This is a genomic window from Rheinheimera pacifica (genome assembly GCF_024809855.1).
GTDB lineage: Bacteria > Pseudomonadota > Gammaproteobacteria > Enterobacterales > Alteromonadaceae > Alishewanella > Alishewanella pacifica_A.
In genome coordinates this window covers 610,522-622,025 of the sequence record NZ_JANUEM010000001.1, presented here as the reverse complement: position 1 = coordinate 622,025, position 11,504 = coordinate 610,522, and the positions used below count along the sequence as shown (strand labels likewise).

Annotated in this window: 10 protein-coding genes; 7 read left to right on the top strand and 3 right to left on the bottom strand. The window is 50.0% G+C overall.

Features of this window, described 5'->3' with window-relative positions:
• Window positions 1–38 precede the first annotated feature (38 nt).
• Both M2404_RS02805 and rraB read left to right on the top strand, forming a co-directional pair.
• A complete protein-coding gene (locus M2404_RS02805) occupies window positions 39–830 on the top strand; it encodes a 1-acylglycerol-3-phosphate O-acyltransferase (protein WP_259238182.1) in 792 nt (263 codons plus the stop codon).
• Window positions 831–834: 4 nt separating this feature from the next.
• Window positions 835–1,203: a ribonuclease E inhibitor RraB gene (gene rraB, locus M2404_RS02800; protein ID WP_259238180.1), complete on the top strand. Its 369-nt coding sequence runs from the start codon at window positions 835–837 to the stop codon at window positions 1,201–1,203.
• Window positions 1,204–1,272: 69 nt separating this feature from the next.
• Here rraB and zigA read toward each other — a convergent pair whose 3' ends face one another.
• Together zigA and M2404_RS02790 are read right to left on the bottom strand one after the other, a co-directional pair.
• The gene (gene zigA, locus M2404_RS02795; protein ID WP_259238179.1) at window positions 1,273–2,493 is read right to left on the bottom strand and encodes a zinc metallochaperone GTPase ZigA; all 1,221 of its coding nucleotides are present in this window, start codon (window positions 2,491–2,493) and stop codon (window positions 1,273–1,275) included.
• Entirely contained in the window at window positions 2,480–2,854 is a 375-nt protein-coding gene (locus M2404_RS02790; protein WP_259238177.1) for a MerC domain-containing protein, read from the bottom strand. Before M2404_RS02790 ends, zigA begins: the two co-directional genes overlap by 14 nt.
• A gap of 180 nt (window positions 2,855–3,034) precedes the next feature.
• Here M2404_RS02790 and M2404_RS02785 point away from each other — a divergent pair, with 180 nt between their 5' ends.
• The 5 genes from M2404_RS02785 to M2404_RS02765 all read left to right on the top strand — a co-directional run bounded on the left by M2404_RS02785 (window position 3,035) and on the right by M2404_RS02765 (window position 10,757).
• Entirely contained in the window at window positions 3,035–5,431 is a 2,397-nt protein-coding gene (locus M2404_RS02785; RefSeq protein WP_259238176.1) for a TonB-dependent receptor, read from the top strand.
• Window positions 5,432–5,499: 68 nt separating this feature from the next.
• Window positions 5,500–6,858, top strand: coding sequence for a 5-methyltetrahydrofolate--homocysteine methyltransferase (locus M2404_RS02780; protein WP_259238175.1), 1,359 nt, complete (start codon window positions 5,500–5,502; stop codon window positions 6,856–6,858).
• Window positions 6,859–7,018: 160 nt separating this feature from the next.
• A complete protein-coding gene (locus M2404_RS02775; protein WP_405047768.1) occupies window positions 7,019–8,041 on the top strand; it encodes a Fe(3+) ABC transporter substrate-binding protein in 1,023 nt (340 codons plus the stop codon).
• Window positions 8,042–8,079: 38 nt separating this feature from the next.
• A complete protein-coding gene (locus M2404_RS02770; RefSeq protein ID WP_259238173.1) occupies window positions 8,080–9,720 on the top strand; it encodes an ABC transporter permease in 1,641 nt (546 codons plus the stop codon).
• Window positions 9,720–10,757 (top strand): ABC transporter ATP-binding protein, encoded by a 1,038-nt coding sequence (locus M2404_RS02765; protein WP_259238172.1) that lies wholly within the window; start codon window positions 9,720–9,722, stop codon window positions 10,755–10,757. The genes M2404_RS02770 and M2404_RS02765 overlap by 1 nt, the downstream gene beginning before the upstream one ends.
• A 22-nt stretch (window positions 10,758–10,779) precedes the next feature.
• Here the strand turns inward: M2404_RS02765 and M2404_RS02760 are convergent, their stop codons facing one another.
• On the bottom strand, window positions 10,780–11,499 hold the full coding sequence (locus M2404_RS02760; protein ID WP_259238171.1) for an ankyrin repeat domain-containing protein: 720 nt from the start codon (window positions 11,497–11,499) through the stop codon (window positions 10,780–10,782).
• Window positions 11,500–11,504 lie beyond the last annotated feature (5 nt).

Here is an 11,504-nt window from a genome sequence, read left to right as displayed (position 1 = left end):
AGCCGCTATACTGGGCGCCTTTTTACGGCGCCTTTTTTGTGCCGGTGACAACAACTGCCTGTGGCGGTGAAGCGGAGATAGCAGTGATAGCGGTAGTAAGGTTAATTTTATTGGTGCTGTTTTTTATTATCAGTACCCTGGCGGGGTTACTTATTTGTCTGGTGCGTCCATTTCATCCAAATAATGTCTATGTATTTTCCCATTGGTACGGCTGGATGTCGCGTATTTGCGGTATTAGCGTTGAAGTTCGCCGCCATGAAGCTATCGAACCCGGTAAACCTTATGTTTATATTGCTAACCACCAGAATAATCTCGATTTATTTACCATAAGCAATGGTGTGCAACCACGCACTGTCACTATTGGTAAAAAAAGCCTGAAGTACATCCCGTTTTTTGGCCAGTTGTACTGGCTTAGCGGCAATATACTGATAGACCGGCAAAATAAAAGCCGCGCTTTGGGTGCTATGCTTGGCGCAGCCGAACGTATCAGTCGTGATAATATCTCGGTATGGATGTTCCCTGAAGGTACGCGCAGTTACGGCCGCGGTTTATTGCCGTTTAAAGCAGGCGCTTTTCATATTGCGCTGGAAGCAAAGGTGCCATTGGTGCCGGTATGTATGAGTAGCACCCACAGCCAGTTTAAGCTAAACCGCTGGAACAATGGCAAAGTGATTGTAGAGTTGATGGCACCTCTGGAACTGCCGGCAGAGCAACTTAATATCCGCCAGTTTGCCGAAAATACCCACCAACAGATGCTACAGAAAATCGCTTTACTTGATAGCGAACTGGGCAACGACTACACTGCCAGAAATATTGCAGCTAAAGAGTAATTTTATGGAAAACTGGCAGGAATTTACCGAAGACACTATCGCCGCCTTATTAGAAGATGGCAGCGATCCGGATGCGCTTTACACTATTGAGCATCACTTTTACGACAAAGACTTCGCCAAGCTGGAAAAACTGGCGGTAGAGCTGTTTAAGCTGGGCTATGAAGTAACTGACGCCGAAGAAGTCGAATTTGAAGAAGGCGGTAGTGCCTGGGTGTTTGATGCTATTCGTGAGCAGTCACTGGATGCTGATAGCATTGTTGCTGACGCTATTAAATTAGAAGAGCTGGCGCACAAGCATAAAGTTGAGTACGACGGCTGGGGCACCTACTTTGAAGGTGACGAAGACGAAATGGATTTGGATGACGAAGAGTAAACTTTGTATATCAGCAAAAAGCCGCTGCCAAGCGGCTTTTTGCTTTTTGTCTGTCAGCGAGTAGCGTACTTAGGCATGCTCTTTTGTGATAAAAGGGCAGGGCAATGTTTGCCATTGTTGCTCGTCCAATGCCAGCTCGTCAGCGGTTAGCAGGCAGGCTTCAAGCTGGGCCAACATAGCGGTTTTGTCCAACTGCTGGCCGATAAATACCAGTTCCTGACGCCGGTCGCCGTAGGGTTCAGCCCAGCTTTGTATAATAGCCTCTTGTAACTCAGGTTCTTGTGGCCACTGCTCTGCCGGTACTGCCTGCCAGAACAGCCCGGCCATATTATAACGGGCAATGCCGCCAGCCTGATGCCACAGCCAGGCGTATTCGGGGGAGCTTGCCAGCCAAAAGTATCCTTTAGAGCGCAGTAGACGGCCGCTGGGCCAGTTCTGGTGTAAAAAGGCATGAAAGCGTTGTGGGTGAAACGGTTTGCGGGCAGTAAAGGCAAAGCTGCTGATGCCGTACTCTTCGGTTTCCGGTTTGTGCTCGCCGCGTAGCTCCTGCAACCAGCCTGGGGCCTGTTGCGCCTGCTCAAAATTAAATAGCCCGGTATTAAGTATTTGCGTTGGTTCAACCTTGCCCTGTTGCGCCTGAATAATACGGGCGCGGCTGTTTAAACTGCGCAGAATGGCTTTAAGACGTTGCAACTGTAACTCTGTCACCAGATCGGTTTTGCTGATCACTAACACATCGCAAAATTCGACCTGCTCGATCAGTAAATCAGCTACACTGCGCTCATCGTTTTCGCCCAGGCTTTCGCCGCGCTCGACTAAATCCTGGGCTGCCTCGAAATCGGCCATAAAGTTAACCGCATCAACCACTGTTACCAGTGTGTCTAACCTGGCAATGTCGGCCAGGCTCTGGCCGTCTTCATGTTCAAAGGTGAAGGTTTCAGCAATTGGCAGTGGCTCAGAAATTCCGGTTGATTCAATCAGCAAATAGTCAAAGCGGCCGGCTTTGGCCAGTTTGCCCACTTCTAACAGCAGATCTTCACGCAAGGTGCAGCAGATACAGCCATTGCTCATTTCTACCAGTTTTTCTTCGGAACGGTTTAAGCTGACATCAGTGTTCAGCTCTCTGGCATCAATATTCACGTCGCTCATATCGTTAACAATAACTGCTACACGCAAGCCATCGCGGTTATGCAAAATATGATTGAGCAAAGTGGTTTTACCGGCACCGAGAAAGCCGGATAACACGGTAACCGGCAGGCGTTTATCTGTTGTGGGGTTAATGTGCTGCATGTTCAGCCACCTGCAGGTTATGGAGCAATTTTCTGTTGTACAGATGGGCGCCAATAAGTAGCAGGCCACCGCAAATAGCCAGCGCTGCTTCGGCATCATGGCCGGCAAACAGTGAGACAATTAATAATAAAAAGCCGCTAAGCCCCAGCGCAAAAGGGGCTTTACGGCGGTGTACACACCAACCTCCGGGCAGGCTCCATGCCAGCAAAGCGCTGATAGGTAGCAACATAAAGTAATGAAACCACTCTGAACTAAATACACCCAGCAATAAGCCCGAGCTGCCCAGCGCAAGTAACAGCGGCGTGGCGATACAGTGCACCACGCACAAGCCCGATAAGGCGGCGGCAATAAGATCTTTCATAAGCGTCCTTTGGTAAGTCGTTGTGGCGAAGTGATGTTATTTGCCCGCGAGCGTTGCAATGATGACTAATAATGTTATAACATCACAAAAGTTGAAATATGTTATAACATAACAATTGAGCCGTCAAATGCAGCAACAAGTTGTTGCTGTTGCGATGCGTGTGTATTTATGGGGAATAAGATGTTTAAGAAAACGATATTGGCCTGCCTGGTGGCTGGTAGCCTGTTATCCGGCCAGGCAGGTGCTGAGTCTATTTCTGGTGTGGTTACTGACAGCGCAGGCAAACCGGTAGCCGGTGCCAAAGTTACGGTCGTGGGCGAAAACCAGCATACACTTACTGACGAAGCTGGCCGTTTTAATGTAAGCCAATTATTAATGCAAAACGCTGAGCTGCATATTGAAGCGCCGCGTTATGCTCATCGCAATTTCCGGTTTGCTGTACCGCAGCAAGGGTTAACCGATGTTAGTCTGGTGCTGCTTAACAGCGCAATTGAAGTGATAGATGTAAAAGCCAGCCCGTTTCACGCATCTGCCACCGAATCGGCCTTACCGGTTAGCGTGCTGGCCGGTGATGCTCTGAAAATGCGCCAGGCTTCTACGCTTGGCGATACACTGAAAAACGAAGTAGGTGTACATTCTAATTTTTATGGTGGCGTTGCCAGTAGCCCGATCATCCGTGGCCTTGATGGCCCGCGGGTATTAATTACCCAAAACGGCTTAGATGCCGGTGATGCATCACGTGTTGGCCCTGATCACAGTGTAGCAAGCGAGGCCAGCACCGCTACCCAGATTGAAGTATTACGTGGCCCGGCCACACTGTTTTATGGCAGCGGTGCTATTGGCGGCGTGGTTAACGTAGTAGATGAGCGGATCCCCACCGACAACAGCACCCGCGCTGAATGGATGTTGCAACGTGAGTCAGTAAATAATGAAAAGCTGGCCGCAGGCTCATTGGTTACCGGCGTTGACAATATTGGCCTCTATGTTGACGGTTTTTGGCGCGACAGTGACGATTACCGTATTCCGGGCTTTGCTGAAGCACAACCGGACGATGACGCCGTAAAAGGCCGGGTAGGTAGCAGTGCGGCAACAGCTAAAGGTTTTACCCTGGGTGGCAGTTATTTACTGGACAATGGCTATGTGGGGGTTTCTTACGGCCGTTTAGAACGTGAATATGGTATTCCCGGTCATTCGCATGGTGGTCACGAAGAAAGTGATGCTCACACCGCTGAAGAGCGGGTTTATGCTGACTTAACGCAAAATCGTTATCAGTTGCTAAGCGAGCTGAATTTTTCCTCCGGCCTTATCCGTACAGTAAATACCCGGTTGGCATTTACTGATTACGGGCACAGTGAAATTGAAGCCGGTGTTGTGGGCACTACTTTTCAGAATCAAAGCCGTGAAGCACGGCTTGAAATATTGCACCGACCTTATCAGGACTGGCGCGGCGGCTTAAGCCTGCATTACAAGTTCAGCGATTTTGAAGCCGTGGGCGAAGAAGCGTTTACGCCACCTTCAGAAACGCAAATGCTGGCGCTGGGCTGGATGGAAGAGCGGCATTTTGGCCCCTGGTTAGTGCAGTTAGGTGCACGGGTAGAGCGGGTAACGATTGACGCGGCCGATGTGTTGTTGCCTGATATTGGCGCTCATGGCCATGATGGCGATGATCACGGGCATGACCACGGGCACAGCAATGCTGCTGAGTTTATCCGCGTGTTTGATGTTAACCAGCGTTTTACGCCTTACAGTGTGTCGGCTGGCACAGTGTGGGATTTTACCGAAGGCTATAACCTTGGTTTGTCGGTGTCACGTTCACAGCGTGCGCCTGCCGCGTCAGAATTGTTATCGTTTGGTGCACATATCGGCACTGCTTCATATGAAGTTGGGGCACTGTTTGTGCTGGACGACGACGAGTTTGTGCTGAACACCCTGCCAATTGAAATGGAAGTAGCGAACAACCTGGATATTACGCTGCGTAAATTCAGCGGTAATACCGGTTTTGTACTAAATGCCTTTTACAACCGCATAGACAACTACTATTACCAGCAAAATACCGGCCTGTTTGCTGAATCTGGTCATGATCACGACCACGGCGAGGATGACCACGGCCACAGCCACGATGCCGAGTTACCGGTGTATCTGTTTACCACCGCCGATGTCACCTTACATGGTCTGGAAGCGCAGTTTAGCTGGCAGATTAATGATCCGTTCAAACTCACTTTACAGGGCGATTATATCCGGGCCCGGATCCAGGGTGGCGGCGATTTACCGCGCACACCACCACTGCGGCTGGCCGCAGAATTGGCTTACGAGCTGGATGCACTAAGCGCTGATCTGCGCGCTACCCGTTACTTTAAACAAGACAAAGTGTCTGAACTGGAGCAGGCCACAGCAGGTTATACCTTGCTCGATGCCAGTGTCAGTTACCGCTTTGACCTGGGTGCTCAGCAGTTAACGGCTTATATCAAAGGCCAGAACCTGACTGACGAAGAAGCACGGGTACACACCTCATTTTTAAAAGACTTAACCCCTTTGCCCGGCCGCTCGGTAGCTGTGGGCATACGCGGTAGTTTTTGATTTTTTGTGCAGCAGGTTAACTCTGGTTCCTGGCCTGTTGCACCTTTTACTTATAACAAGGAGTGGTAATGTTACAAACAAAATTAAGCCTGGCAGCCTTGCTGATCGGTACATCCTTACTTAGTGCCTGTGGTGACAGCACAACCAATATTGTGGAAAAAGATCCCATTCCGGTGGAAGACGACCACGATCATGGCCATGATGACGTTAGCGCAGCTGGTCGTTTGGTTATTTCTGCCAAAGATTCAAACCTGTTGTCAGTTTACGAGTTGAGTGATGGTAGCCTGCTGGATAGTTTTGCTGTGGCCGATATTCCGTCAGCGCTGGCCGCATCGCCTGCACACCGTTATGCGCTGGCGATACAGCGCACTACAGACAGAGTCGAATTTATCGATGGTGGCCTGTATCAGGAAGATCATGTTGATCACCTGCATGACTACCAGCAAGACCCTGAGTTAGTCAGCTTTGTCTTAAGCAATAGCCGGCCAACACATATCACCGCCAGTGACAGTCAGTTAGCAGTGTTTTTTGACGGCGATGCCGCCAGTAGCACACCCGCTGCGGTAGCGGTAATTACCGACGCAGATATTACGACCGACAGCAACGGTTATCCGGTATTAAACTACAGTCTGAATATGCACGGTGCAGCTCAGCCGCGCGGCGACTACCTGTTATCTACAGTTCGCGATGCCAACAGCGCAACCACCTTGCCCGACAAAGTCGCGGTATACGAGCAACATGGCGATCATTACCATGAAGAGCTGGTGTTTGACGAACTATGCCCAGGCTTACATGGCAGCGCGCAAAACGAGCATTTTATCAGCTTTGGCTGTACCGACGGAGTGTTGCTGATAGAGCAGGAAGGCACAACCTTTACCGCCAGCAAACTGGCTAATACTGCAGATATTACCGGCACCATGCGCATAGGCACTTTAGTGGGTGATATGCATGCCGAACACTTTGTTGGTTTTGCCGGTACCAGTGTTTTTGCTATTCATGCCCACGACGGCGAAATGGACCTGATAGACTGGCAGGCAACACAAGGTGCAACACTAACCGGTTATGGCTTTGCTGACAAAGGCAGCAAGTTTGTGCTGCTGGACAGCCTGGGTTATTTAACCATTCTGCACTATCTCGGACATGAGCACGGCCACGGGCATGAAGGCACAGACGAAGCCGCGTTTGAGTTTGCCGCCAAAGTGCAGCTAACCACTGCAGATGTGAGCACTATGCCGCAAGGCAGCCGGTTTGAGCTGGCTATTTCTGCCAGTGATGACAAAGTTTATGTTATTAACCCCATCGACCAGACACTGCTGACAGTAGACACGGCTGATGCTGAGGTTGTGGCAACCAAACAACTTAATTTTATGCCGCATAAGCTGGTTTGGTTGGGTATTGCTGAGCCTGCCGAAGCGCATAATCACTAATACTGCCAGACGTTAGTCCGTCGTAATGTTATAGCAAAGGCCGTTAAAGCAAATTTAACGGCCTTTTTTGTTTGTCTGCCCCTTATCTCATTGAGAATAATTCGTATTTATGCTTATATAGCCTGTCTTTTCTACCTCAACACTTTTTGGGAGTGGCAGTATGAAACCAGCTTATGCACTAACTTTACTTGGCGCAGGTATTGCCAGCGCATTTATGAACCTGGCAGCGGCGCAGGCGGCTGAAGTTAATATCTATTCAGCCCGGCAGGAAGAGCTGATTAAACCGTTGTTGGATAAATTTACTGCCGATACCGGCATTAAAGTAAACCTGATCACCGGCAAACCGGATGAGCTGATTAGCCGTATGCTCAGCGAAGGCCGCAACAGCCCGGCTGATGTACTGATTAGCACCGATGTTGGCCGTTTACACCGCGCCAAGCAGCAGGGCGTGCTGCAAAGCGTGCAGTCGGATGTATTAAGCAGTGCAATCCCAGAGGCACTGCGTGACCCTACCGGTTTATGGTATGGCCTTACCATGCGTGCCCGGCCCATTATGTATGTTCCTGGCAAAGTAAAGCCGGAGCAATTGTCTACCTATGAAGATTTAGCCGACCCGAAATGGAAAGGCCGTATTTGTATCCGTTCGTCTGACAACATTTACAATCAGTCAATGACAGCCAGTGTAATTGCCCATGATGGCGCTGCTGTGGCAGAAAGCTGGGCTAAAGGCCTGGTAGCCAACTTTGCCATGCCACCAAAAGGTGGTGATCGTGATCAGATCAAAGCAGCTGCAGCAGGCGTATGTGATATTGCCATTGCCAACACTTACTACTTAGGCGGTATGCTGGCCGATCCGGCAGAAAAAGCTGCAGCAGAGAAAGTAAAAGTATTCTGGCCAAATCAGGATGGCCGTGGCGCTCATGTGAATATTTCCGGTGCGGGCGTAGCTAAATATGCGCCGAATAAGGCACAGGCTGTTAAATTGCTGGAATATATGACAACGGCAGAATCGCAGCAATGGTATGCCGAGGCAAACCATGAATATCCTGTACGCCAGGGCGTTAAAGCCAGCGCTATTTTACAAGGTTTTGGTGAATTTAAAGCAGACCAGTTACAATTGGACAAATTAGGGGAATTAAACGCTGAAGCCATTCGTGTAATGGATCGCGCTGGCTGGAAATAATCTTTGAATTCAATTTTTTATAATGTAGTAAGCGCCGGATGATAGCAGGTTTGCGTGACATCTGGCGTTGGTCGGTATTGCTGCCAGCCTTAGTGCTGGCGCTGCCGGTACTGGTCATTTTTGCCAGTATTTTTAACCCGCAACCCGAAGTTTGGCAGCATTTACGTCAGACCGTACTGGCTGACTATGTCATCAATTCGTTGGTGCTGGCCGGTGGTACAGGCTTAGGGGCCTTATTGCTGGGCACGGCATCTGCCTGGATCATCAGCCAGTATCAGTTTGTCGGCAGGCGAGTGCTGGAGTGGTTGTTACTGCTGCCACTGGCTATGCCTGCCTATATTATCGCTTACACCTACACCGGTATGCTCGACTTTGCCGGCCCTGTGCAAACTGCGCTACGGGCTCAGTTCGACTGGCGCTATGGCGACTACTGGTTTCCGCAAATACGCTCGCTCAGTGGCGCCATTATTATGCTGTCGCTGGTGTTGTATCCTTATGTGTATATGCTGGCGCGCAGTGCCTTTCGTGAACAATCAGCCTCCTTATTTGAAGCCAGCCGTACCCTGGGGCTAACACCACGGCAGCACTTCTGGAAAGTTGCATTACCGTTGGCGCGCCCGGCTATTTTAACCGGTACTGCGCTGGCGATGATGGAAGCTTTTGCTGACTACGGCACAGTACAGTATTTTGGGGTTACTACATTCACCACCGGTATTTTCCGTACCTGGTTTGGTATGGGAAATCAGGTGGCTGCTGCACAACTGGCGGCTATGTTAACTGGTTTTGTTTTATTGCTGCTGCTGCTGGAGCGCTGGTCGCGGCGTAAAATCCGTTACTATCATCAGGGCCAGCGCAGTAACGCTGCACCAAGGCGTAACATTAGCGTTGGGCGCCAGGTATTACTGCTACTGTTATGTCTGCTGCCGGTATTGTTTGGTTTTGTTATTCCTGCGCTACAGTTGGTTAGCTGGGCATTTAGCAATTATGTGCAAGCCCTTACGCCGCAGTTTGGGCAACTGGTATGGAATAGCTTTTCGCTGGCAGCGATGGCGGCGGTTATTTCTGTGCTGCTGGCTTTACTGTTTGCCTATGGCAAGCGGCTGCGTGCTGATGTATTGGTGCAGGCGCCGGTGCGTGTTGCTGCGCTGGGTTATGCTGTGCCCGGTACCGTTATCGCCATTGGCGTAATGTTACCGCTGGCCTATCTGGATGGCCGAATCGATTTACTGGCTGAGCAATGGTTTGGCATCCGTACCGGGCTTATTTTTTCCGGTACCTTGTTTGCGCTGTTGCTGGCGTACAGTGTGCGCTTTTTAGCGGTGTCGCTGCACAGTGTGGAAGCCGGGCTGGAGCGGATTAAACCCAGTATGGATAACGCTGCGCGTTCGTTAGGTTATACGCCGTTACAGGTATTACAAAAGGTGCATGTACCGCTGCTGCGTTCCAGCGTGCTGGCGGCATTACTGCTGGTGTTTGTTGATGTATTAAAAGAACTGCCTGCCACGCTTATCTTACGGCCTTTTAACTTTAATACGCTGGCGGTACGTACTTATGAACTGGCATCAGATGAGCGTTTAGCTGATGCAGCGCTGCCTGCACTGGCCATTGTGCTGGTAAGTTTATTACCGGTGATCCTGCTGGCGCGCTCAGTAGATTCGAGTTTAAAAGGAAAGCTTTAATGCTGGATTTACAAAAGGTAGCGGTAGCTTACGCTGGCCATACTGTGGTGAAAGACATCAGCCTGTCATTAGCACAGGGCCAGATAGGCTGCTTAGTTGGCCCGTCTGGTTGCGGCAAAACCACTTTGTTGCGTGCCATTGCCGGTTTTGAGCCGGTAGCTGAGGGCAGTATCAGCCTGCAACAGCAAACGGTTAGCAGCGCAACCGTGCAACTGGCACCCGAGCAGCGCCATGTGGGGATGGTATTTCAGGACTTTGCGTTATTTCCCCATCTTAGCGTGGCCGACAATATCAGCTTTGGTTTACTGAAAACATCAAAGGCAACTAAAGCGGCTAAGGTAAAGCAGCTGTTACAACTGGTGGGCTTACCAGATTTGGGCCAGCGTTATATTCATCAGTTATCCGGCGGGCAACAACAGCGGGTGGCACTGGCAAGAGCATTGGCTCCTGAGCCAAAAGTATTACTGCTGGACGAGCCTTTCTCCAGCCTGGATACCGAGCTGCGTGAAGGCCTGGCACGTGAAATACGGCAAATTTTACAACAGCTGCATATTACTGCAGTAATGGTAACGCATGATCAAAACGAAGCTTTTGCCATGGCCGATATGATAGGCGTAATGCAACATGGCCGCCTGCAACAGTGGGCTACGCCGTATGAGCTATACCACAAGCCACAAAACCGCTTTGTGGCCGACTTTATCGGCCGTGGCGTGCTGTTACCCGGCACCATGCTCGATGCACAGCAGGTGCAAACCAGTCTGGGGCTGTTTCGTCAGCGTTATGCCAGTACAGCAAAGCCGGGTGATAAAGTAGATGTGCTGATCCGGCCGGATGACATAGTGCATGATGACAATAGTGGTATTACTGCCCAGGTAACAGATAAAGCCTTTCGCGGCTCGCACATTATGTATCAGCTAAAACTGCAAAGTGGCGAGCCGGTGCAATGCTTAGCATTAAGCCACCATAACCACGCTATTGGCGAGCAAATTGGCATCCGGCTTGATTTGGATCACCTGGTATTATTTCCACGCAATTAAGGTGGCTGTAATTTAGCTGTAACTATTTTATACCCTGCTGGGCTTTAACTTCTTTGGGGGTAGGAGGGGGGAAAGTAACGCCCTTTGCTTCAAGCATTTTTTTCGCGGTATACACGTTTTCGCTTATTTTAAAATTTGAATTTCTGCGGTTGTCTTCAAATATAGTCTCTATAGCGTGAGCCAGAGTAACACCGCTCTTGTTGGGCTCTTTGAAGTCGATACCAAGTTCAAGCAGTTTAACGACGAAATCGTATTTCAGTAAGGTGGCCGCATACAATGCAGCATTACGATTGGTGTTATCCCGTGCGTTAATGTCTGCACCGGCTTTTAGCAACAGCTGAAACTGCTCCCAGTTGTCGTGCCCTAGAATGTTAAATAATGCCGGGCGGCCGGTTGATTCATCTCTTGAGTCAGGATCTGCGCCATATTTTAACAACAGGCTAAATAACTTGTTGTCACCATCACCGGCTAAAATGGCCAGCGGCTGGGCTGGTTTGGGGCCTTCACGGTTAATTTTTACCATCGCCGGAAAGTTGGCATCGGCGCCCAATTGCAGTGCTAGCTCCACCGCTGCAGGGTCTTTTTGCATAATCAGCCATAGCAGGGGGGTGATACCTTCATCACCGTGAACATTCAGGTTAACACCTCGCTCTATAAGCGACGTTGCTGTTTTTTCGTCTTTGCGCTGAATTGCGTGCAGTAAATTAACCATTTCAGCAGAGAAAAATAGTTCGGCTTTCATATCCT

Bases quoted from the DNA above. Each gene is read 5' to 3' on its own strand.
- rraB (WP_259238180.1), top strand. From the start codon at position 835: ATGGAAAACTGGCAGGAATTTACCGAAGACACTATCGCCGCCTTATTA.
- zigA (WP_259238179.1), bottom strand. From the start codon at position 2,493: ATGCAGCACATTAACCCCACAACAGATAAACGCCTGCCGGTTACCGTG.
- M2404_RS02790 (WP_259238177.1), bottom strand. From the start codon at position 2,854: ATGAAAGATCTTATTGCCGCCGCCTTATCGGGCTTGTGCGTGGTGCAC.
- M2404_RS02785 (WP_259238176.1), top strand. From the start codon at position 3,035: ATGTTTAAGAAAACGATATTGGCCTGCCTGGTGGCTGGTAGCCTGTTA.
- M2404_RS02780 (WP_259238175.1), top strand. From the start codon at position 5,500: ATGTTACAAACAAAATTAAGCCTGGCAGCCTTGCTGATCGGTACATCC.
- M2404_RS02775 (WP_405047768.1), top strand. From the start codon at position 7,019: ATGAAACCAGCTTATGCACTAACTTTACTTGGCGCAGGTATTGCCAGC.
- M2404_RS02770 (WP_259238173.1), top strand. From the start codon at position 8,080: ATGATAGCAGGTTTGCGTGACATCTGGCGTTGGTCGGTATTGCTGCCA.
- M2404_RS02765 (WP_259238172.1), top strand. From the start codon at position 9,720: ATGCTGGATTTACAAAAGGTAGCGGTAGCTTACGCTGGCCATACTGTG.
- M2404_RS02760 (WP_259238171.1), bottom strand. From the start codon at position 11,499: ATGAAAGCCGAACTATTTTTCTCTGCTGAAATGGTTAATTTACTGCAC.